The organism is Massilia pseudoviolaceinigra (assembly GCF_030846505.1).
GTDB classification, from domain to species: Bacteria; Pseudomonadota; Gammaproteobacteria; order Burkholderiales; family Burkholderiaceae_D; genus Telluria_A; species Telluria_A violaceinigra.
In genome coordinates this window covers 1-21,406 of the sequence record NZ_JAVCWL010000055.1, presented here as the reverse complement: position 1 = coordinate 21,406, position 21,406 = coordinate 1, and the positions used below count along the sequence as shown (strand labels likewise).

The 21,406-nt window shown below is 62.2% G+C and carries 18 protein-coding genes and 1 pseudogene; 11 read left to right on the top strand and 8 right to left on the bottom strand.

The window, feature by feature from the left end; all coding sequences use genetic code 11:
- Positions 1–358: 358 nt before the first annotated feature.
- A pseudogene (locus RBA40_RS32005) lies at positions 359–952 on the top strand (ATP-binding protein); the annotation flags it as partial.
- A 582-nt stretch (positions 953–1,534) separates the two neighbouring features.
- Here RBA40_RS32005 and RBA40_RS32000 read toward each other — a convergent pair.
- From RBA40_RS32000 to RBA40_RS31990, 3 genes are all read right to left on the bottom strand, one after another.
- Positions 1,535–3,610, bottom strand: coding sequence for a heparinase II/III domain-containing protein (locus RBA40_RS32000; RefSeq protein ID WP_306652839.1), 2,076 nt, complete (start codon positions 3,608–3,610; stop codon positions 1,535–1,537).
- A gap of 410 nt (positions 3,611–4,020) precedes the next feature.
- Complete coding sequence (locus tag RBA40_RS31995) at positions 4,021–4,536, bottom strand: SRPBCC family protein (protein ID WP_306652837.1); 516 nt, start codon at positions 4,534–4,536, stop codon at positions 4,021–4,023.
- Positions 4,526–4,714, bottom strand: a complete 189-nt coding sequence (locus RBA40_RS31990) for a hypothetical protein (protein ID WP_306652836.1) — start codon at positions 4,712–4,714, stop codon at positions 4,526–4,528. The genes RBA40_RS31995 and RBA40_RS31990 overlap by 11 nt, the downstream gene beginning before the upstream one ends.
- Positions 4,715–5,047: 333 nt before the next feature.
- On the opposite strand from RBA40_RS31990, the gene RBA40_RS31985 reads away from it, so the two are divergent.
- A complete protein-coding gene (locus RBA40_RS31985; protein WP_306652834.1) occupies positions 5,048–5,449 on the top strand; it encodes a hypothetical protein in 402 nt (133 codons plus the stop codon).
- Between the two features lie 204 nt (positions 5,450–5,653).
- Here the strand turns inward: RBA40_RS31985 and RBA40_RS31980 are convergent, their stop codons facing one another.
- On the bottom strand, positions 5,654–8,383 hold the full coding sequence (locus tag RBA40_RS31980) for a TonB-dependent receptor (protein ID WP_306652832.1): 2,730 nt from the start codon (positions 8,381–8,383) through the stop codon (positions 5,654–5,656).
- A 782-nt stretch (positions 8,384–9,165) separates the two neighbouring features.
- Between RBA40_RS31980 and RBA40_RS31975 the strand changes: the two genes are divergently transcribed.
- From RBA40_RS31975 to RBA40_RS31940, 8 genes are all read left to right on the top strand, one after another.
- Positions 9,166–9,966, top strand: a complete 801-nt coding sequence (locus RBA40_RS31975) for a metallophosphoesterase (protein ID WP_306652830.1) — start codon at positions 9,166–9,168, stop codon at positions 9,964–9,966.
- Between the two features lie 158 nt (positions 9,967–10,124).
- Positions 10,125–10,988: a class I SAM-dependent methyltransferase gene (locus tag RBA40_RS31970; protein ID WP_306652829.1), complete on the top strand. Its 864-nt coding sequence runs from the start codon at positions 10,125–10,127 to the stop codon at positions 10,986–10,988.
- A 47-nt stretch (positions 10,989–11,035) separates the two neighbouring features.
- Positions 11,036–11,581, top strand: a complete 546-nt coding sequence (locus RBA40_RS31965; RefSeq protein ID WP_306652827.1) for a hypothetical protein — start codon at positions 11,036–11,038, stop codon at positions 11,579–11,581.
- Between the two features lie 4 nt (positions 11,582–11,585).
- A complete protein-coding gene (locus RBA40_RS31960; protein ID WP_306652826.1) occupies positions 11,586–12,842 on the top strand; it encodes an MFS transporter in 1,257 nt (418 codons plus the stop codon).
- Positions 12,839–13,576: an ABC transporter ATP-binding protein gene (locus RBA40_RS31955; protein ID WP_306652824.1), complete on the top strand. Its 738-nt coding sequence runs from the start codon at positions 12,839–12,841 to the stop codon at positions 13,574–13,576. Before RBA40_RS31960 ends, RBA40_RS31955 begins: the two co-directional genes overlap by 4 nt.
- A complete protein-coding gene (locus RBA40_RS31950; RefSeq protein WP_306652822.1) occupies positions 13,576–15,135 on the top strand; it encodes a hypothetical protein in 1,560 nt (519 codons plus the stop codon). Before RBA40_RS31955 ends, RBA40_RS31950 begins: the two co-directional genes overlap by 1 nt.
- A gap of 86 nt (positions 15,136–15,221) precedes the next feature.
- A complete protein-coding gene (locus tag RBA40_RS31945; protein ID WP_306652821.1) occupies positions 15,222–15,566 on the top strand; it encodes a DUF1840 domain-containing protein in 345 nt (114 codons plus the stop codon).
- A complete protein-coding gene (locus tag RBA40_RS31940) occupies positions 15,566–16,411 on the top strand; it encodes an alpha/beta hydrolase (RefSeq protein ID WP_306652820.1) in 846 nt (281 codons plus the stop codon). The genes RBA40_RS31945 and RBA40_RS31940 overlap by 1 nt, the downstream gene beginning before the upstream one ends.
- Here RBA40_RS31940 and RBA40_RS31935 read toward each other — a convergent pair.
- The 4 genes from RBA40_RS31935 to RBA40_RS31920 form a co-directional block, all read right to left on the bottom strand.
- Positions 16,396–16,908, bottom strand: a complete 513-nt coding sequence (locus tag RBA40_RS31935; RefSeq protein ID WP_306652818.1) for a DUF3455 domain-containing protein — start codon at positions 16,906–16,908, stop codon at positions 16,396–16,398. The two genes, RBA40_RS31940 and RBA40_RS31935, sit on opposite strands and share 16 nt — an antisense overlap.
- Positions 16,909–17,196: 288 nt before the next feature.
- Positions 17,197–18,837: a phosphoethanolamine transferase gene (locus RBA40_RS31930; RefSeq protein WP_306652817.1), complete on the bottom strand. Its 1,641-nt coding sequence runs from the start codon at positions 18,835–18,837 to the stop codon at positions 17,197–17,199.
- 91 nt (positions 18,838–18,928) lie between these two features.
- Positions 18,929–20,173 (bottom strand): sensor histidine kinase, encoded by a 1,245-nt coding sequence (locus tag RBA40_RS31925; RefSeq protein ID WP_306652815.1) that lies wholly within the window; start codon positions 20,171–20,173, stop codon positions 18,929–18,931.
- The gene (locus RBA40_RS31920; RefSeq protein ID WP_306652812.1) at positions 20,160–20,849 is read right to left on the bottom strand and encodes a response regulator transcription factor; all 690 of its coding nucleotides are present in this window, start codon (positions 20,847–20,849) and stop codon (positions 20,160–20,162) included. Before RBA40_RS31920 ends, RBA40_RS31925 begins: the two co-directional genes overlap by 14 nt.
- 52 nt (positions 20,850–20,901) lie before the next feature.
- Between RBA40_RS31920 and RBA40_RS31915 the strand changes: the two genes are divergently transcribed.
- Complete coding sequence (locus RBA40_RS31915) at positions 20,902–21,360, top strand: GNAT family N-acetyltransferase (RefSeq protein ID WP_306652811.1); 459 nt, start codon at positions 20,902–20,904, stop codon at positions 21,358–21,360.
- The last annotated feature ends 46 nt before the right edge of the window (positions 21,361–21,406 follow it).

Below are 21,406 nucleotides of genomic sequence, written 5' to 3'. Positions count from 1 at the left end.
AATTTAGAAGTATTAGCAGCGATTCGCTATATGTCCTTACCGTATCGCCTGTCTCGCTTCGACTACGTCGTGCCACCTCTACTAGGAAAAGCGTCTCTGGCCACGCGATCTGCCCGGCCGCATCAAGTATTACGGCGATTACCGGATAGTCAAACAGTAGCAACCGACCTGGGTCAATTGCATCCATCCCCGCGATTTCGGCCAGAGCCATTGGCTCTGCAAAGTCATGCCGAGGACGTATCACTACCTTTCGGAACTCTGCATTTTTCATGTTCACCTCTGCATTGTGAAGGTTTTCAAATGCAATATAGACCGAATGGAAGTGAACTGTAAGCACACAGACAGAAACAAGCACCTAATGCCCGAGTTCGACCGGCGCGTGCTGGAAGTATTGCGCCAGCCAATGGAATCGGGCCGGGTGACGATTTCGCGCGCGGCACGCCAGTCCGATTTTCCGGCGCGCTTTCAGCTCATTGCCGCGATGAACCCCTGCCCTTGCGGCTTTCTCGGCCACCCGTCCGGCAAGTGCGATTGCACCAGCGACGCGGTGCTGCGCTACCAGGGCCGCATTTCCGGGCCGCTGCTCGACCGCATCGATATCCAGATCGAAGTGGCGGCGCTGCAGCCGGACACCCTGCTGGCCGATGCCGATGGCGAAGCGAGCAGCAGCATCGCCGCCCGCGTGGCGCTCGCCCACCAGCGCCAGCTGGCGCGCCAGGGCAAGCCGAACCAGGCGCTGATCACGGGGGAAGTGGAGCGCCATTGCCGCCTCGACCAATCCGGCGAACTATTGCTGCGCAAGGCCATGCTGCACCTGAACTGGTCGGCGCGCGTGTATCACCGGGTGCTGAAAGTGGCGCGCACCATTGCCGACCTGGCCGAGGCGCCCGTCATCCTGGCCGAACACATTTCCGAGGCGATCCAGCTGCGGCGCGGCTTGCGCGAGCCGTGATAGTGAACCCGCGCACGAAAAAAGGCGGAGCAATCGCCGCCCGACCCCGCAGGGTGGACTGCAGCCGCTGCCGCTACGGTCCTGCCAGGTGGCGACTGAGCGCGTAAAGTCCTGCCGCTATGGCCCCATTGAGGACCTTCGTCGCCGGCTTCTACATGCTTGGACGGGAGTACTTCAGTACCGCCCTCATATCGATACTCAGAGCGCCTGCTTCGAAGCGATAAACAAGAGAAAGGGCGGCCTTTCAGCCGCCCTTTTTTGTTCACAAAACCCAGCAAGTCGCTAATTAAGCTTGAACCGGCATTCCGCTCCGTTGCGCCTCAAACCCAGATTCAGGACTTCGCTACGCGCCGGCTATGGACTTACAATCACGACCGGCCAAATATGGCACTGGGAGTCATTACGCTCAAACAGAAATTTGCTCTGGCAGCTTAACCCCTACTTGTAGCGCGCTCAAAAAAAGGCGGGATTACCATGGGTAGTGACTCCCGCTGTGCAGAGCCTATCCCGATTTTGAGTTTTCCCATCGCGCATTGGTGCCCATACCAATAGTGCACACGACCAAGCCGGGGTTCGAGATGCTTACTTCACTTGCAGTACGCCAGCGTCGGTAAGCGATACATCGAAATTGCCGACATTAACGCTGGTGATCCCGCTGAAAAAGGCAACGTTGGCAATCGGCGTGAGAGGACAATCGAGCCGGATAACGGAGACGAACAGACCGTCAAGCGTGGGATTCACGTAGGCGAACTTGTTCCAGAAGTGGGTCACTGGCGTCTTCGGAGGGAAGCTGCCCAGGCTCTCCGTGCCAAAGCTGTCCTTGTCACTTTTTTGCGAACGAATCAAAGGACTGCGCGACATTACCTTTACACACATGCTCGTGCCTGACAGCGTCTCGAACTTATACTCGTCGCCGACCGCATTACCCGTAACCGGCGTGTGCAAATTGTATTCCCATTTCTTGTTTGCGTTTGCGCTCCGGAGCTGATCGAAAATCACGATCGTCGACGGACGCACAAAAATCATGGTCCGTTCGGCGCGCGACAAATTCGCTGTGCCGTAGGCGTTAAGCGCATTGCCCTTCACAATGTCATACTTGACGCCGCGCGGGGAAGTCGACAGTCCGTTCGCATCGGGGTTAGGGTTGAAATAGCTAATCTCCCCCTTTTCCGAGCGGGTACCTTCCGAGCCGCCAACCAGCTCCTGGCCCTGGCCGTCATTGTAGGTAATCGCGTTGTGCGCCATCGTCTTCTTGTAGTAACCGCCCCAGTGAGGTTCCGTTGTCGATTCGTATCTGCCGCTGGTCATCGCCAGGACCTGACCCTTGTTATAGAGGAGGAAGCTGTTGTGATCGTGGTGGGCGTGATTCGACGAACCCATTGGGCCGCTACGGAAATATAGCGAGGCTCGGTTCACGTCATTAAAAGAAGTATGAAAAGCCGCCACGCCGACCGACGAAAAATTCTTGCTCAGTATGTTCGTTGGCGAGGCGGGGCTCGCCGCGCTTTCCGGTGGACTAAACAAATAGCTCAAACGACCCTGGTCGCCCGCACCATTGTTTTTCTTGAGATACCACTGGCTCAGCGTGGCGATCCCCGGATTGGCCGAACCGGTGTAGCGTGTCATGATCGGATAGGTAAGATACAGCGTCTCGCCATCGACACGACGGTCCACTTCAGCCCCGTCGCCGAAAACGCCCGCTGGCGAATTAGGCGGAACGTTATATAGCAGAAAGTTCGGCAGATTTTTGACGTAAGGCTTTTCGTAGATCGGATAATCCAGCACGCGCGCGAACGTATCCCAAACGGCGACGGACTCGCTGGTATCGTACAGGAAGTAGGAGGAACCGTTCGAATAGCCGCCATCGGACAGGTAATCTGTCCCACCCCAGCTCGGCAAGCGGTTAATATACGCTTTCAATGCCCTGCGATGGTCTTCGGCGGACAGATCGACAAAGGCAGCGTCGCCCCGCACCAGCAGAAGCGCGGCCGCCATTTTCCCCAGCGCATTAAAACCCAGTGCGTAATCCGGGTAGGTCTGCAGCGTCGTGAGCAACCCGGGTAATTTCGCCGCACATGCCTTCATCACGTTTTTAATGATGACCACGTCACCGGGTTCAAGGTTCTGGCCTGCAAAATCGTAGGCTAGCGCAAACTGGCGCATGTATTCACGGCTAAAGTAAATGTCATCACTACATCCACGGGCGACAATCGCCGGCCCAAAAAGCTGAATCCGGCTGCGCAAATCCGTTAAAAGCGCTGCTTTGTTTGGATCAAGGTAAAACAGAAACGCTGCTTCAGCGATCGCCTCGAAATGCAGGCTCATCTTGTCTTTCTCGTGATTCCACAGGGCCATCGTCATATCCGACTTAAGCGCCGTCACGCCGTCCGTCGAAATACGTGATGTGGGCCAGCGTGCAATACGGTCGGCGATCACCTTGACGGCGGGATCGCGCCCTCCCCTGGCCGCAGCGACAATACTTTCTCCCTGGGCGCCGCGCACGAAGCGTGGATGCGCCGGCGGCGACCGTTCGAAGCTAGACATCTGCAAGTCGATCAAAGCCAGTTCTTCCTGGTTATTGGTCGGCACGGCAGCAAGTGCGGTCGATGACGCACAGGCCAAGGCGGTCAACAGATATAGCGATTTTTTTAACATCATATTTTTCATTTCATGTGGATTATAAGTAGAAGCAAAGAGATGGCCGCAACAGCACCATCTCCGCATGCATGCATTTTCAGTTTGTGAGGGGAGCTTCGACGGCCCAAGGTTTCGAATATAAATGACATCGGGTCCAGGGTAGCTATACAGATCCCGTTTCAAGATTGCTGAATGTAAAATCATGTCGGCCCGTCATCGTAAGCTAAAAATCAACTTCAGACCATGTCCGTCATTATGCGGTGCCGGCCGCAACTGCCCGCAATTAGCGTGCTATTTAATCCGTTTTCCCTTTTTTTCCCAACGAAGCCGGAACGCGAGCAGCGTCGGCTTTCTTGCCGAATACATTTCCCAAGCAATACAGCTACGGCGCGGCTTGCGCGAACCCTGAGCGAGTGCTCTGGACGAAAGCCTTACTGCGCACTGGGCGAGCCAGCGCCGTGATAGCCGCGCTGCCACGCTTCCACCTCGCTGGCGTTCGTGGCCAGAAACGCACGCATGCGCTCGAAGCGCTTGACTGTCTGGCGGCGGAATACGTGGTGAACCACCGGTTCGATCAGCCAGCGCAACATGCGCGGACCGGCTTCGATGTTGTAGGTGTAGATCAGGACCGAGCCGCCGCCGGCAGCGCTCTCATGTTTCATCGAGGCTGCCCACTTGGAAAATGGAAATGACGTGCCGAGCATGCGCGCCGCCGCCAGGCGCGGGCGCTGGTAACTGACGAACTCGGTGCGCATCGACAGCGCGCGCAGCAGGCCGCCGCCGACATTCTCGCTGACCGCGCCGACATAGGGGCAAGGCGCGCCGCCGTCGACCTCGGTGTGCGACACCAGGCTGTCCCAGCGCGCACGCCACTGATGGTAGTGAAAGACGTCGAACACGACCTCGCACGAGGCCGGCATGGGAAACGCGATGCGCTCATGCGCCATGTAGCGCCTCGCCGGTCCCACAGACCGTATTTGCCTCGATGATGCCGGCTGGGCCAACCTGCCGGACAAGCGGATTGACGAATGTCGCGCTGGATGGATGCAGGGTATCGATACATTCGCCTTGTGGATCCGTATTAGCCCAAGCGGACAAGCTGTCCACCGTTTCCGGTTGATTCATAGGTCTCCGCGAAATTACTGATGATTGCCGACTCACTTTGTTTGAGGGATTGTAACGTACGGGTAAGCCCTGGCTGGCCACGCGAACGAGACGATGTTTAACTTGCTGCTCAGCCCATCCGGCATCGCGCGCCTTTGGCTGGCATCAACCAGAAAATGCCGCGCAGGCCGCACTATCGGCGGTTCCACCTGCAATGATCGCAAGGTAGCTGAGGCGGCGTTCGACGCGTATTAAAAGGACCGTCGTGCCATCCGATCCCGGGACCGGAGCGTGCCGGCATTCCATCAGTCCAGATCCGCGTGCAAGATACCGGAACAATAAAGGGAACGTCCCATGACCATCAGTGTCACCTGCAACACCGATCGCTTCAACCTGTCCGTCGTTGGAGACGACTTCATTAATGCCTGCTGCTTTGGCGAGGAATTTTCCAACTCGCTTGTCGCGGCGCTTCTCGCCAAGGGAGTGCAGGCGCGCGTCATTTGCATGGAAGACTTTGGCTGGGCGAATACAGCCAAGTTCGGTGGCTTGTCTTATCTCATGTTGGTAGGCGGGTATTCCCATGGCGATACCAGTCGTCCCAACTATGGCCAGTGGGGCGTCATTCTGGAGCGTCATCGCACGCTCATTGACAAAATCCGGGGGGAAAACAAGATGTCTGCTTCCGATCCATTTGTCCGGAAAATTGAGCAACTCTTGAAGGACGAAGGCGTTGCGGATGTCGCAATTGAACCTTGACACTCGGTGCGACCGGCCTCTTCCTTGAGTAGCAATTCGCGGTTGCGTCATGCCTGGGCGAGCCGATTTATCGGGTGCAGCGAGCAACTTATCGCCGCGCGCACTGCGCGAACCTGCGGACGAAAAAAAACAGCCGGACCAAGCGCCGTCCAACCCCGAAGAGTGGACGGCAGCCGATCCGGCTGCGGTACGACTAACTCACTATTAGAACGTGTAGCGTCCTGCCAGCGTGAAGTAACGGCCAACCGCGCCCGTCTGATGCAGCGACGGGTTGTAGTTGACGCGGCCGTAGGTCTGCACGTCCAGCGGTGCTTTTTTGTTGAACAGGTTGCTGATCGACGCGGTCAACTCGAAGTTCTTCGAGAATTGCCATTTGCCGAAGGTGTCCATGGTGGTGAACGAAGCGATGCGGCAGTTCAGCAGAGCGACGTCATTTTCATCCACATCCAGGCATTCGCCGCCAACCTGGTTGGTGTTGCTGATGCTGCTGACGTAGTTGACGTTGCCGGTCAGCTGGAACGGACCATTTTCCCAACCCAGGGTGAAGCGGACCTTGGTCTTCGGCGTGCCGCCGTTACCGGACAGGTTGATGTCGCCGTGGGTGCCAGCGAACTCCAGTACCGTGCCGTCGGCATTGGTACGGGTGAACTCTTTCATGTAGGTGACCGTCATGCCGGAATTGAGCTTGCCGCTCGAACCGAGGTTGATGCGGCCGCGCAGGTCGAGGTCGACGCCGCTGGTTTTGGTTTCACCGGCGTTCAGGTACGGCGCCTTGACCATCAGGATCTGGCCTGGCAGGTTCGGGAAGTTGGTGGTGGCTTCGCCGCGCACGATTTGCGCATCAGGGTAGCCGGCTGGGTTGTCGACGACAGCGCCAGGATCGGAACCGTTGATTTCACCGGTACGCACGATCTGCCACAGATCCAGCGACAGGTTCACGTTCTTGATCGGCTCGAGCACCATGCCCAGGCTGTAGCTCTTCGACTCTTCCGGCTTGATGTTCTTGTTGCCGATGGTGATGGCGCCCACCGATTGGGTCGAGCAGTCCAGGGCCAGCTTGGTAACCGGGCAACGGATCGGATCGTTCGCAATATTGGTGAACGCCGCTACCGCGCTGTCGCCGTTTTCGGCGGCGCTAGGCGCACGGAAGCCTTCCGCATAGGTACCGCGCAGGGCGAAGTTCGAGGTCGGGGTGAACTTGAAGCCCACTTTTGGGGTCGTCGAACGGCCGTAATCGGAGTAATCATCGGTACGCAGCGCAAACTGCAGTTCCACCGATTTCAGGACCGGCACGGCCAGCTCGGTGTACAGCGCGGTCACGTCGCGCGAACCCTTCGATGCCGAATAGCCGAGGCCAGCGATATCGTTGGTGTCCGTGTACGGGGTCGACTGGCTGTCGGTCTTTTCCTTGCGGTACTCAGCACCGACGGCGATACCCATCTTGCCGCCCGGCAGTTCCATCAGCTCGCGCGATGCCTTGAAGTCGAACGAGGTGCTTTTCGTCACGCCCGAGTTGTTCAGGGTTGGCGATACCAGCGCCAGCACTTCCGGCGTGTTGATGACGCCCTTGCCGATGCGGAAGGTACCGTTGTTGAGCGCCCGGCGCAGCGCGCTGGTGCGGTAGTAGCCATTCTGCGTTTTGTCGGTCTTGCTTTCCGCGTACAGCACGCCGGTGTCGTAATCCCAGTCAGCAATATTACCCTTGACGCCGGCGAGCACGCGGGTGACCGTCGATTCCAGGTCCGAAGCGCGTGGACGCGATGCATCGACCCAACGTGGACGTGCAGCAACGCCGAGGAAGTTGTCTGGGTGGTTGGCCGGCATGACCAGCTGGTCCGGACCGGTGCTGGTGTTGTTGACGCGTGCATTGACCAGGTCGAAGCCGGCGCCGGTCAGGCCCGACGGCGAGGTGCGGGTAATCGCTTCCGACTTGAATACGCCCACTTCGCTGTAGGCACGGGTGTTTTCACCCAGCGCCAGCGTGCCGCGCACGAACAGGTTCAGGTTCTTGGTTTCTGGCTGGATGGTCGCGAATTGGACCGGATCCCACAGGCAACCACCGCCGGTGTTGTCATGCGCGGTACCGCCGGTTGGATCCTGGTTGATCGGATCGCAGCTGCCTGGCATGTTCTTGACACCGCCGGCAGGACCGCCGGCAGCGTTCAGTGGACGCAGGGTACCGAGGAAACTGCTGCCGCCGGCGTTGCCCGCGGAGGTGTGACCGTTGCGCTGGTCGCGCCCGCCCCACGGACGCGAATCCGCCTGGCCCAGCCATTTTTCGCGGCTGCTCTGCTTGATTTCTTTCTGGTGCTTGGCGTCGAGGGTCGCGAAGACGTTGAATTTATCCTTGTCCAGGTCGCCGAAGCCGATGGCGCCCGACATGCTCGTCACGGTGCCGTCGCGCTCGCCGGAAGTGCCGGCGCTGGCGGAAATGGTTTTACCAACATAGTTCTGGCGCAGGATCACGTTGACCACGCCGGCGATCGCGTCCGAACCGTAAATGGCCGATGCGCCGTCTTTCAGGATGTCGATGCGATCGACCGCGTCGAGCGGGATCGAATTCAAGTCGACGAAGCTGCGCTGGCCGTCATCGCCAAAACCGTACGGCGCGGTGCGGCGGCCGTTGATCAGCACCAGGGTCGAGCTTACGCTCAGGCCGCGCAGGGACACGCCCGATGCGCTGCCGGCAAAGCCGTTGGTGAAGGAACCGCTGATACTGCCGTTGTTGTCGGCGGAAATGCTGCGCACGACTTCGGCAATCGACGTTTTACCGGTTTGCTCGATGTCCTTGCGGCTGAGCGTCTGGACCACAGAAATGGTCTCCGCTTCGGCGCGCTTGATGCTCGAACCTGTAATTTCCACTTTCTGAATGCTGTCGCCTGCGGTCTGCGCATTTGCCATCTGCATGCTCAGGGCGATACCACCAATAAACATCAGCCGAATCGACCGCGACAATCTTGTCTCCACCATCATTGCAAAGCTCCTCATTTTGTAAGTATATGAACGCGTTTTGCTCTCGTGATGCAAAACGGCCATGGATTAATTATATTTGCAATCGTCTCTCGGACGCGTTCGTGTGATTTGTCGTGTTCAAATCATCGATTGCATATATAACCACCACGCCCGCTTTCCTGTCAATTATTCATGTTGTACATATATCTAGAAAACAACAAATGATGCCGCAACCCTGTGTGATTTTCCACCCGCCATGGATTAAGCGACAATGAGAACACCCTCTTAGATCAGAAAAAGACCGAAATAGCCCACATTTTGGCTATTTTTGCAGGACGTTGCTGTCTTTTTTCATTGTGCAATTAAATTCGCTGCACAGAGCCTATTTATATCGAGTGCCGTTTTAAGTAACTCTTAATTCACCAGGATTAGACGAAAAGTAAATACGCCGGCGCTTGCCACTGAAAATGCGGCGCATCGCGGCGTATTTATCGGCGCGGTTTCCGGTTTACCTGGGGCGCCCCACCTTTGCGGCGCCCCGGGGTTCTCCGGGCAATCGCGCACCACCCCGCGGACGCCGACAATCCCGTTTTCAGCCAGCCCCGCGCGCATCGATAAGCGCCTGCCGTCAGCACCGATCAGGGCCAGCGGCGGCAGGTTTGTGTACCTCGAAGAGCGGTGTTTAGCTCTCCGCGGCTGTTCCCGGTTTCAGCCGGCCGCCCGATAGGCTAGTATGCATATCCCGCCTCCCGATCACGCCGTCCATGCGCCTGCTTATTCTTTCCGACCTGCACCACGAACTCTGGCGCGACGACGCGCCCCGCATCGACCCGGCGCTGAGCCGTCCCGATGTCGTCATCCTGGCCGGCGATATCGATACCGGAGCAAAGGCGGTAGCCTGGGCCGCGCGCAATTTCGCCGGCTTGCCGGTGCTGTACGTGCACGGCAACCACGAAGGCTACGGCCACAATCTCGACAGCGTGCAAGGCGAACTGCGCGAAGCCTGCATGGGGGCCGGCAATGTGCACTTCCTCTCGTGCGACGAAAAAATTATCGGCAATGTGCGCTTTCTGGGCGCCACCCTGTGGACCGATTTCCGCCTGTTCGGCGACGACGACCGCCAGGCGGCCATGCGCGAAGCCGAAGCGGTAATGAACGACTACAAGCGCATCCGCCTGGCCCAGAAAAACTACCGCCATCTGCGCGCCGCCGACACGGCCCAGTTCCACGCTGTCCAGACCGCTTGGCTGCGCGCCCGGCTGGCCGAGCCGTTCGCCGGCTCCACCGTGGTCGTCACCCACATGGCGCCATCGATGCAGTCGGTGTCGGACCACGACCGGCAGTCGCGTTTCTCGGCCGCCTACGCATCGCGCCTCGACGAACTGGTCAGCCAGGCCGACCTGTGGGTGCACGGCCATATGCACGACCCGGTCGACTACATGGTGGGCAAGTGCCGGGTGGTGTCGAATCCCTGCGGCTACAAAAACCGCGCCGGGGGTACCGAAAATGCCCACTTCGACCCGCAATTCATCGTCGAGATCGCGGATCGCGCACCCGCCCAGTAATGCCGAGAAGCATCGTACAAAACCTGTTTGCAAAATTGCATGCGCGGAAGATTTCGTGATGGTAGTATGCATATCGGGCAGCACGGCCACATCCGCGCCGTCCACGTACCCGCCGCGCAATCCGATGGCGGCCAGCAAACCCTGTCGGGGGACCTACCTTGGTTCAAGCCACACCGTTGCGCATTTCTCCTTTACTGGCCACACAAGGCCGCGAACACGACCTGAACTACGCGCCGGCACCCTGGGTGCTCAAGCAATGCGCTGAAACCGACATCATCTTCCTGGCCAATCCACCCGCCTACGAAGAGCTGAGCGAAACCTATGCCTACGAAGTGACGTTCAGCAAGGAATCGGCCGCGCGCAAGCAGGCCGAACCGATCCGCTACGCCTTCAGCACCATGCTCAAGCGCTTCCGCGCCAAGGTGCTGAAGCGCAACAAGGTGCTGGGCATCCTGAACCAGCTGATCGCCGCCTCGCCCTCGGCGCGCATCAATGTGCTCGACGTCGGCTGCGGCTGGGGCGAACTGCTGCAAACCTTGATGACTTCCCTGCCGCCCGCCCTGCGCAGCCGCGTGGCGCCGCACGGGGTGGAAATTTCGCGCGCGCTGTCGACCCTGTCGGACGACAAGCTGCGCCCCCTGGGCGGGCGCTGCGTGCACGCCTCGGCCCAGGATGGCGTGCTGCGCTTCGACGAAGACTATTTCGACGTCATCGTCATGGCTTCCTACCTCGAACACGAAGCCAGTCCGCTCGAAGTGCTGGAAAACTGCCGCAAGCGCCTCAAGGCGGACGGCACCATCATCGTCAAGGTGCCCAATTTCGCCTGCTACAACCGGATGATCCGCGGCCCGCGCTGGAGCGGCTTTCGCTGGCCCGACCACGTGAACTACTTCACGCCCAAGACCTTGCGCGCCATCGCCGCGCGCGCCGGCCTGGACGTGGTGCGCATGAGCGCGCTCGACACCACGCCATTCAGCGACAATATGTACGCGCTGCTGCGCACCAGCAAACCGGCGCCGTAGGGAGGAAGCTGGCCCGCATTCCTGTCAACTCCTGCTAACATTCAGGCATGCGAACCTCCCACCTCAAACCCCTTCTGCTCTCCCTGCTCGCGAGCCTGTCCCTGGCCGCGTGCAGTCCCCAATACAACTGGCGCGATTACAGCAGCCAGGACGCGCCCTTCCGCGTGATGTTCCCCGACAAACCGGCCACCCATGCGCGCGAGGTCGACCTCGATGGCATGAAGGTCAAGATGACCATGACGGCGGCCCAGGTCGACGGCACCATGTTCGCCGTCGGCAGCGGCGTGGCGCCCGACGCCGACAAGGCCGAGGCGGCGGTAGCGGCCATGAAGACGGCGCTGGTGCGCAATATCGGCGCCACCATCAAGAGCGAAAAAGGCGGCAAGTCCTCGGCCGCCGCCGGCAGCGCCACGGCGCGCAGCAGCGCCATCGATATCGACGCCAGCGGCGTGCAGAAAGGCGTGCCGATGCGCCTGGTGGGCCATTTCGAAGCGCGCGAGAAGCGCTTTTACCAGGTCATCGTGATGGGCAAGGAAAAGGACATTTCGCAGGAACAGGTCGATATGTTCATGTCGTCGTTCAAGCTGCAGTAAGCGCGTGACAGCCCCCCTGAGCGGAGCGCGCGCGGCGCGCGTGTTCCTGTGCTTTGCCTTCGGCTACCTGCTGTCGTACGCGCTGCGGGCGGTCAACGCCGTCATCGCGCCGGCCCTGGTGGCGGAGATGCACTTGTCGAACGCCGACCTGGGGCTGCTGTCGTCGGCCTACTTCGTCAGTTTCGGGGCCATGCAGCTGCCGCTCGGCGTGTGGCTCGACAAATACGGCGCGCGCCGCACCGAGGCCAGCCTGCTGCTGTGCGCCGCCCTGGGCGCTGCCGTGTTTGCGTCGAGCAGTTCGCTGGCCGGCCTGTGGATCGGGCGCGCCCTGATCGGCATCGGCGTGTCGGCCTGCCTGATGGCCGCCTTCAAGGCGTACCGCCAGTGGTTCCCGCTCGAACGCCAGAGCCAATTGGCCAGCTGGATGCTGGTGGCCGGCACCTCGGGCGCGCTCACGGCCACCGTACCGGTGACCCTGGCGCTGCCGGCGCTGGGCTGGCGCGGCATTTTCTGGGTGGTCGCGGCGTTGCTGCTGGCCGCCTCCGGCGCGATCTTTTTACTGCTGCGCGAGGTCGAGCGCCAGTTCGACGACGGCGCGGCCAAGGGCGGCACCGCCACAGGCGACGCGGCGCCCGACGGCGGCTACCGGCGCATTTTCGGCAGCGCCTATTTCTGGCGCATGGGCGTACCGGGCCTGCTCAATCACGGCATTTTCTTCGCCCTGCAAACCCTGTGGGCCGGACCGTGGATGATGACGGTGCTGGGCAAGAGCGCGCAGCAGACCGGTCAGATCCTGTTTGCGTTTAATCTGGTCCTGCTGCTGTCCTACCTGGCGCTCGGCTGGGCCGCGCCGCGCCTGGTGGCGCGCGGCTGGAACACGCACCGCATCATCGGCATCGGAATCGGCGGCATGGTGCTGGCGCAGGCGGCCATGCTGTTGACCAGTGCACCTTCGGCCTGGCTGCTCTGGCTGCTGCTGGCGGCCTGCGTGCCGGTCACCACCCTGGTGCAGTCGCACGTCGGGCTGGCTTTTCCGGCAGCGCTGGCCGGGCGCGCCAACTCGGCCTACAACCTGCAGCTGTTCATCGGCGCCTTTGCCACCCAGTGGGGCTTCGGGGTGGCGGTCGACCTGTTCAAGGCGCACGGCGCGCTCGCCGCCGATGCGTTCCGCGCCACGCTCGCCGTCGCGGTGCTGCTGCAGGCCGGCGCGCTGGTCTTCTTCCTCTTCAACCGCGCACAACCCGGGACCCCAAGCACATGAACACCGATAACGGCGACGCACTCCGGCTCACTGGACTGGTAAAGCATTTCGGCCGTCCCGCGGTCGACAATCTGGACCTGACGGTGCGGCGCGGCGAGCTGTATGCCCTGCTCGGGCCGAATGGCGCCGGCAAGACCACCACCTTGCGCATGGTGGCCGGGCTGCTGGCGCCCGACGCCGGCCGCATTGAGGTGCTCGGCGTCGACCTGGCGCGCGATCCGGCCGGCGCCAAGCGCGCCATGGCGTACCTGCCGGACGACCCGCTGCTGTACGCCAAACTGAAACCGACCGAGTACCTCGAATTCGTGGCCGGCCTGTGGGGCATCGAAGCCGATGAAGCCGAGCCGCGCGCGCGCCGCCTGCTCGACTGGCTCGAGCTGACGCCGCACGCGCACGAATTGACCGACGGCTTTTCGCGCGGAATGAAGCAAAAGCTGGGACTGGCCGGAGCGCTGATTCACGAACCGCGCCTGCTCATTCTCGACGAGCCGCTCACGGGGCTCGATGCGGCCGCCGCGCGCCAGGTCAAGGACCTGCTGCTGGCGCACGTGGACGGCGGCGGCACGGTGATCCTCACCACCCACATCCTGGAAGTGGCGGAGCGGCTGGCGCAGCGCATCGGCATCATCCAGCACGGGCGCCTGATCGCCGAAGGCACGCTCGACCAGCTGCGCGGCCAGGCCCAGGGCGGCACGCTGGAAGACGTGTTCCTGCACCTGACGGGGAAAGGCTGATGGCGCGCGCCGGCAGCGCCCAGTGGCTGCTGCGGCACGAGCTGCGCCTGTTCATGTTCGACATCCTGGGCGCGCGCAAGGACACGCAGCGCACCGGCGTGAACAAGAAGGCGGTCGCGGTGTGGCTCATTCTCGCGCTGCTGATGCACGGCTTTGCCTTTACGGTGCTCATGGAAGCAAAACTGCCCACCGGCGCGCCGACCCACAAGCTGCTGCTGATGGTCAGCGCGGCGATGGCCGGGTTGTTCACGATGATGATGTCGACGGGCCTGAACACCAGCGTGACGGCGCTGTTCGAGCGGCGCGACCTGGACCTGCTGCTGTCGTCGCCGATCCCGTCGCGCAGCGTGTTCACCGTGCGCCTTGCGGCAATCACCGCCACCAGCTGCGCGCTGTACCTGTTTTTCCTCACGCCGTTCGCGCATGCCGGCATGGTGCTGGGGCAGTTGCGCTGGCTGGGCATCTATCCGGCCATCGTGGGCATGGCGCTGGTGTCGTCGTCGGTATCGATGCTGCTCACGCTGACGCTGGTGCGCTCGCTCGGCGTGCGCCGCACGCGCGTGACGGCGCAACTGCTCGGCGCGGTGTCGGGCGCCGCGATATTCTTGCTGGCGCAGGCGTTCAACAGCAGCGCGTTCGGGCCGGCCTTGCAGCGCTTCGTCAAGCGCCTGCTGCCGCTGCTCGACCATGGCGCGGCGCTGGGCGCGGACAGCATCTTCTGGCTGCCGGCCAAGGCCGCGCTGGGCATGCCGCTGCCGGCGCTGCTGATGATTGGCGTGGGCGGCGCCGTGTTCTGGCTGACGGCGCGCCTGACGCACGGCTTCTTCGTGCGTGGGGTGCAGCAGGCGGCCGGCGCGGCGCGCGCGGCCAAGGCGCCGCCGGGCGGGCTGCGCTTTCGCTTCGGGCGCGGGCTGACACGCACCATCCTCGTCAAGGAGTGGCGCCTGATCTGGCGCGACCCGCAGCTGATCGCGCAGGTGGGATTGCAGCTGATGTACCTGCTGCCCTTGTTCATGCCGCTGCTGTTCGGCCGCGCGGCGGCGCTGCCGGCGGTGGCGGCGGCGCTGACCTTTCTGTGCGGCGCGCTGAGCGCCTCGCTGAGCTGGATCGTGATCTCGGCGGAAGACGCGCCCGACATGCTGCGCGGCGCGCCCTGCAGCCAGGGCACCATCCGGCGCGCCAAGCTGGCCGCGGTGGTGATCCCGCCGATCGCGGTGGCGTTGCTGCCGCTGTGCTGGCTCGCCTTGCGCCAGCCGGCGGCGGCGGCGACCATACTGCTGACCTGCACCCTGTGCGCGCTCAACAGTGCGATGGTGGTGGCATGGTGCAGCCGGCCGGCGCTGCGCGGCGACTTCAAGGTCCGCAGCAAGGGCAACCTGGTGTGCACCATCGCCGAGATCCTGACCGGGGCCGGCTGGGCCACGCTGAGCTTTATCCTGGCGTACGGCCTGACCGTTGCCGGCTGGCAGGCGCCGGTCGTGGTCGGGGCCGCCCTGAACATGCTGCTGCTGATCGCGTTCGCGGCAATGGCGCGTTTTTTGCGCAAGAAACCCGTTTGACATGGCGCACACGAGGCGAGGCGGAATGACCGACAGCGCCGGTTCGTGTTATCGTTTCACTACGTACGTATAATTAGAAAGTTCCTATGTTAATTACCTTTACCTCCAAAGCAGCATCAGAAGTTTTGATGTACAAGGAACACGCAAAACGCATCCTCGACCTCCTCCACAAAGACGTCGACCAGGGTGTGATCACGGCAGCGGAAGCGCCGCATGCCTTGCAGGTTCTCGAAAAAGAAATCGAAGAGAGCCGCCAGCATTCGGTGTCGGAAGATGTCGAGCGCGATGTGCACGCGCATCACAACGAAGATGGCGACGATACCGACCACGAACAAATCCAGGCGGTCAGTTTCTCGACGCGCGCCTATCCCTTGGTGGAAATGCTGCGCGCCGCCAAGGCCGGCGGTCACGACGTCGTCTGGGGCGTGTAATGCCGGCGCTGGTGGCGCAGCACAGCCACCAGCTCGTTGCTGCCGACGGCACAACGCTGTTCGTGAGCGATTATCTGCTGCCGGCGTCGCCGCTGCGCGCCAGCGTGGTGATCATGCATGGCCTGGGCGAACATAGCGGACGCTATCGCCACCTGGCCGCCTTCTTCAACGAATGCGGCCTGTCGGTACGCTGCTACGACCACCGCGGCCATGGCCGCTCGCAAGGAAAACGCGGCGACATCATCAACGGCGATCCGCTGCTGCAAGATGCCGAGATCGTCATCGACGATTTCGCCGCGCGCTTTCGCCTGCCTCCCTTTTTATTCGGCCACAGCATGGGCGGACTGTTCGCGGCGCGCTTTGCCTTGTCAGGCGTGTCGCCCCTGCGCGGGCTGATCCTGTCCTCGCCTGCGCTGGGGCTGCGCCTGTCGCGCCTGCAAATGCTGTTGCTCGATGTGCTGCACGCGGTCGCGCCGTCGCTGGCGGTGCCGAACGGCCTGCCGCCGCGCTGGCTGTCGCACGATCCCAAGATCGTGGCCGCTTATGAAGCCGATCCGCTGGTGCACGGAAAAATCAGCGCGCGCCTGATGCGCTCGATGCTGCGCTCAATCGAATATTGCCAGGCGAACGCCGGCAAGCTGGCCGTGCCGGCACTGCTGCTGGCCGCCGGCGACGACCATCTGGTCGACCCGGACGGGGTGCGCCGGTTTGCCGCGCACGTGCCGCCCGGCATGGCGCAGCTGCATGTCTACGACGCGCTGTATCACGAAATTTTCAACGAGCTTGATGCGGCCCGCCCGCTGGCGGACCTGCGTGCGTGGCTGGCCGCTCAGGACGCCTTGTAGAACAGGTAGTCCGCTTCGTACTTGACCATCTTCTTCGCACCCAGATTGTCGGCGCCGCAAGCATCGGCCGGCGCAATGCCGCCCTTGGTATTCATGCGCTGGATGTAGGTGACGCCCGTCATGGCGCCGCTGCCGGTGGCTGGCGCGGCTTGCACCAGTTGCAGCGGAATCGACGCGGCATTGCCCGATGGGCTCACGCCGAGCTGCTTGCCGCCGACCTTGCTGCCATCGTTCGCTTCCCAGGTCGGGCCTGCGTAGTATTTGCCGATCGCGGCCTTGCCGGTCTTGTCGTACAGGACCGCGGTGGGGCCGGCGAAGACCCACTCATGGGCGCCGGGGGTGCCGGCCTTGGCCTTGCACTCATAGGCCAGGTCGCCCGCGCCGAGCACGGTCAGGGCGAGCGTGTTGCCAGCCGGGACGGCGATCGGTGCCGGATCGGCGGCGAAGGAACTGGTCGACAACAGGACGGCAATCATGCCAACGGAAATGCGTTTCATCGGGCTCTCCCAGTAGGTACGGACGCGCAACATGCGCGGCACACAGCCTTATACGGAGAATGGCGCCCGGTGGATTCAAGAAAGTTGAATATTCGCATTCCGGCACCCGGCAGCCCGGCGGTCGATCAGCAGCACATACAAGATGCTGACGATCAGGCAAGTCCACCACATCGACCACAGGGTGTGGGTGAGCAAATGGGCGCCGCGCAATTGCTGCACCCAGCCGAGGACAAAGCCCAGGGCCGAGCATGGCGGCGCCCGGCCAGGGCAAACGCCAAGCCCAGCCGCTTATGCCTCATGCGTGCACGGTCCGAAGATATCGAGGCCGGGATTGTAGACGGCGGTGCCGATGCTGTGCATGCCCAGTACCGAGTGGAACACGTTGTCGTGCGAGAACGCTTGGCCGGTGCGCGCCGCCAGGCAGCGCTGGTCGATGTGAAAGCGCGAGCGGAAACCATCCGACAGCCACAGCATGAACGGCACCGCGCGCTGCTCGGCCGGGGATATCACATACGGAGCGCCGTGCAGGTACATATTGTGTTCGCCGAGCGACTCGCCATGGTCGGAAAAATAGAGCATGGCCGTGTTGATCCGTTCCTTTGCGGCGCTGGCCTTGAGCAATTCGATGGCCTGGTTGAGGAAGTGGTCGGTGTAAAGGATGGAATTATCGTAGGCGGCCACGATCGATTCACGCGAGCACGATTCGAGCTGGTTGGTCTGGCACACGGGGCCAAAGCGCTGGAAGGCGGCCGGGGCGCGTTTCCAGTAGGCCGGGCCGTGGCTACCCTTCTGGTGCAGCACGATGACCATGTCCTGGCGCGCCTTACGGATCAGCTCGGGCAAGCCGTCGAGCAGGCGTTCGTCGAAGCATTCGTCGTCGACGCACCAGCGGTTGCCTGGTTCAGGCTTGGACAGGTCTTCGTAGTCGACCCGGTCGCAAGCGCCCTTGCAGCCGGAATTATTGTCGCGCCATAGCACGCTGAAGCCGGCGTGCGAAAGCACATCGAGCAAGCCCTGCTGGGCGTGCGCCTTGTCGTCGGAATAGTTTTTTCGTCCCAGGGCCGAAAAGACGCAGGGCACCGAGACCGCCGTGGCCGTGCCGCACGATTGCACATCGGTGAAATTGAGCAGGTCGGGCTGTGCCGACAGTTCCGGATTGGTGGCGCGGGTGTAGCCGTTGAGCGAGAAATTGGCGGCGCGCGCGGTCTCGCCGACGACAATCAGGGTTACCGAGCGCTGGCGGTTGCCGCTGCCCACCACGCGTTTGGTCGCGTCCATGCCCAGCGGGGCCATCACCAGCGCCTGGGCGCGCTGCTGCTTGACGTAGCCATTGATCGCCTGGATGTAATTGGTTGGCGCCAGCAGATAGCGCAGTTCGCGGTGCTCGCGCAGGGCGGGCGCCAGGCTTTTGAAGAACAGGAACAGCAACACGGACGCCACCAGCAGCGAGCCGCCGATATTGGCGGCCTGCAGCATCAGGCCGCGCTTGCCTGCGCAAAAGCGGATGTTGGCGCGGCACACCAGCAGCGACGGGATAATCCCGAGCACAGTGATGGTCAGCAGCAGTTTCCAGTTCAGCAGTTCGAGGGCTTCGTGGACATCGGTTTCGAGCAGGTTCTGGATCATCGATTTATCGATGGCGGTGCCGTACTCGTTCATGAAGTAGTACGTGGCCGAGGTCGACATGAACAGGACGACCAGCACGGGTTTGACGATGAAACGGAAATTGATGAGGTTCAGGCTGGCATTGAACAAGAGGACCAGCAAGAGAAAGCTGCCCAGGTGCAGCGGCAGGTGCGACAGGCTGACACCTCCGGTCGCGCTTAAAAACGTACGCCAGAAGGTGCCGTTACAGGCAGTGAGCAGGAAGATTGAGGCGCCCAGGATGAGCAGGGAAGCGTGAATGCGCGGTGCGGTGTTCAATTTCAACAGATGCTCCAGGGTGAACGGCGCCGCCTGGCAAGGCGGCACACGCTAGCGAAGATACCGTTGAGAACATCAAGGCCGCGTCAACCGGGCGTTAAGATTTCGTTAAAGCCATATTGAAGCGGATCTCGAAGACGCTGCCGCCTCCCTCGCGTTCGCTGAACGCGAGCGTGGCGCCGAGATACTCGCAGATGCGCCGCACCAGCGCCAAACCCAGGCCGGCACCCGCCGATCCCGCGCCGGGCGCGGCGCCCTGCCCCTGGTCGAAGGTGGCGCGCACGGCGAGGGGCAAGCCGGGGCCGGTGTCTTCCACCCGCACCAGCCCGTCGCCGAGGCGAACCGACACCTCGCCGTGCGTGGTGTACTGGCAGGCGTTGCGGATCAGGTTACCGACGGCGGCCACGAGCAGTTCGGGCGGGGCGGCGACGGCGAAGGCGGGGCCGCCCAGGAAACGCAGCGCCACCGGCCGGCCCGCGACCAGCGGCTGGGAGCGCCCGGTTTCGGCGCGGGCGATCTGCTCCAGGCTGGTGACGGGATGGGCGATGCGGTCGCGCGAGCGCGCCAGGGTCAGCAGGACATTGACGCAGGCGGACGCTTCATTGGCGGCGCGCAGGATGCGCTCGGCCGCGGCGGCGGTGGCGGGGTTGGCGTCAGCCTGGGCCATGATGATTTCAGCGGCGCCGGTGATCACCGTCAGCGGGGTGCGCAGTTCGTGGCTGACGTCGCCGGTGAACAGGCGCTCGCGCTCAAGGTAAATGCGCAGCTCGCTGGTGTGGGCGGCAAAAGCACGCGCCAGGATGCCGAGTTCGTCGCTGCGTTCGAGCAGGGGCAATTCGGAGGAATTTTCGAGTACGGCATTGGCCAGGGTCGTGATCGGGGTGACGAAGCGGCGTCCGATGAAGCCGCCCAGAAACAGCGAGAACAGCATAATGCCGATGAAACCGACGCCGAACATCGAATAGACGACCAGTTCGACCTTTTCGTAGTCGCTTTCGTGATCGACCACGACGTAGTTGCCGGTCGCATCTTTTCCAGCAAGCACATGCAGGCCGATACCGTCAACGTGTACTTCGCCGACACCTTCGGCGAGATTGCGCAGTGGCAAAGGAATCGATGCGCCGTGATAGAAGCTCAGGCCGGCGGGCATGGCGACCGGCAAGCCGCCGGCATGGCGTGGCGCCGCCCAGGCAGCGGCCTCCGTCAGGCGGTTGTCGACCAAGTGGACCTCGATTCCTTCGACAGCCACGATGGCGATTACCGCGAGGAAGAGCGAGGACCCAAGCGCGAACAGCAGGTAGGCAACCGCGATGCGGTGGCGCAGGGAGTCACGCGGTGTCATCGGGGTTCACCAGTTTGAAGCCGAGGCCGGGTACGGTGCGCAGCATAGCGGCGGGAAAGGGTTTGTCGAGGGCCTGCCGCAGCGCGTGGATGTGGGTGCGCAAGGCATCGCTATCGGGCCGGTCGTCGCCCCATATGGCTTGCTCGATGACGTGGCGCGGCACGACCTTGGGCGAATCGCGCATCAGGCATTTGAGGATGGTGTAGCCGGTTTTGGTCAGGGCCAGCGGTACGCCGGCGCGCGCAGCTTCGTAGGTGCCGGTGTTGAAGGACAGCTCGCCGACGCGCAGGATGGTGGCGCCGCTGACGGCGCCGTTGGCACGGCGCAGCAGGGCCTTGAGGCGGATGTCGAGTTCGACCAGGGAAAATGGCTTGACCAGGTAATCGTCGGCACCGCTGTGGAAGCCGGCGACCTTGTCCTGCAGCGTGTCGCGCGCGGTGAGCATCAGCACGGGAATGGTGCTGTTGAGTTCGCCGCGGAGTTTCTGGCAGATATCCAGGCCCGTCAGTCCGGGCAGCATGACGTCGAGCACCACGACATCGTAGGTATTCTGGGCCGCCAGGGCCAGGCCGGCGTAGCCGTTGGCTGCCGAGTCGAGGATGTAGCCCTTGGGTTCAAGAAAACCGTAGAGGTTGGCGACGATGTCGGGGTTGTCTTCGATGATGAGGATACGCATGCGGATATTCTAGTGCACAATTGAATTCCCATTATGAGCCTGAGGACAGCCTATGCATATCGCCATTGAAACGCCCGATCAGCCGGAAGTGATTCAGCTGATCGCGGACCTGGATGCTTATCAGGACTCGCTTTATCCCGCCGAGAGCCGCTATGCGCTGGATCTGACGTCGCTCAAGCAGCCGAACGTACGGTTTGTCGTGGCGCGCGATGGTGACGGGACGGCAATCGGGTGCGGCGCGGTTGTGCTGTACGACGCGTATGCGGAGGTGAAACGGATGTACGTGGCGCCAGCCCAGCGCGGCATGGGAGTAGCGGGAAAGGTGCTGGCGCTGCTGGAAGCGTCCACGCGGGAAGCCGGCTTGCGTATGCTGATGCTGGAGACGGGCCCCTCGCAGCCGGACGCGCTGGGGTTTTATGGGAGCGCCGGATATGAACGGTGCGAGCGCTACGGGGATTATCGTGACGATCCGTTAAGCGTCTTCATGAAAAAACGCCTGAACTCACTTTGACGGCGTTTCCCGGAATGGGGGAGCGCCGTTGAAACTTAATTCAGGG

What these genes read in the sequence shown, in the direction of transcription:
- RBA40_RS32000 (WP_306652839.1), bottom strand. Translation starts at nt 3,610, where the DNA reads ATGATGTTAAAAAAATCGCTATATCTGTTGACCGCCTTGGCCTGTGCG.
- RBA40_RS31995 (WP_306652837.1), bottom strand. Translation starts at nt 4,536, where the DNA reads ATGGCGCATGAGCGCATCGCGTTTCCCATGCCGGCCTCGTGCGAGGTC.
- RBA40_RS31990 (WP_306652836.1), bottom strand. Translation starts at nt 4,714, where the DNA reads ATGAATCAACCGGAAACGGTGGACAGCTTGTCCGCTTGGGCTAATACG.
- RBA40_RS31985 (WP_306652834.1), top strand. Translation starts at nt 5,048, where the DNA reads ATGACCATCAGTGTCACCTGCAACACCGATCGCTTCAACCTGTCCGTC.
- RBA40_RS31980 (WP_306652832.1), bottom strand. Translation starts at nt 8,383, where the DNA reads ATGTTTATTGGTGGTATCGCCCTGAGCATGCAGATGGCAAATGCGCAG.
- RBA40_RS31975 (WP_306652830.1), top strand. Translation starts at nt 9,166, where the DNA reads ATGCGCCTGCTTATTCTTTCCGACCTGCACCACGAACTCTGGCGCGAC.
- RBA40_RS31965 (WP_306652827.1), top strand. Translation starts at nt 11,036, where the DNA reads ATGCGAACCTCCCACCTCAAACCCCTTCTGCTCTCCCTGCTCGCGAGC.
- RBA40_RS31955 (WP_306652824.1), top strand. Translation starts at nt 12,839, where the DNA reads ATGAACACCGATAACGGCGACGCACTCCGGCTCACTGGACTGGTAAAG.
- RBA40_RS31950 (WP_306652822.1), top strand. Translation starts at nt 13,576, where the DNA reads ATGGCGCGCGCCGGCAGCGCCCAGTGGCTGCTGCGGCACGAGCTGCGC.
- RBA40_RS31945 (WP_306652821.1), top strand. Translation starts at nt 15,222, where the DNA reads ATGTTAATTACCTTTACCTCCAAAGCAGCATCAGAAGTTTTGATGTAC.
- RBA40_RS31940 (WP_306652820.1), top strand. Translation starts at nt 15,566, where the DNA reads ATGCCGGCGCTGGTGGCGCAGCACAGCCACCAGCTCGTTGCTGCCGAC.
- RBA40_RS31935 (WP_306652818.1), bottom strand. Translation starts at nt 16,908, where the DNA reads ATGAAACGCATTTCCGTTGGCATGATTGCCGTCCTGTTGTCGACCAGT.
- RBA40_RS31925 (WP_306652815.1), bottom strand. Translation starts at nt 20,173, where the DNA reads ATGACACCGCGTGACTCCCTGCGCCACCGCATCGCGGTTGCCTACCTG.
- RBA40_RS31920 (WP_306652812.1), bottom strand. Translation starts at nt 20,849, where the DNA reads ATGCGTATCCTCATCATCGAAGACAACCCCGACATCGTCGCCAACCTC.
- RBA40_RS31915 (WP_306652811.1), top strand. Translation starts at nt 20,902, where the DNA reads ATGCATATCGCCATTGAAACGCCCGATCAGCCGGAAGTGATTCAGCTG.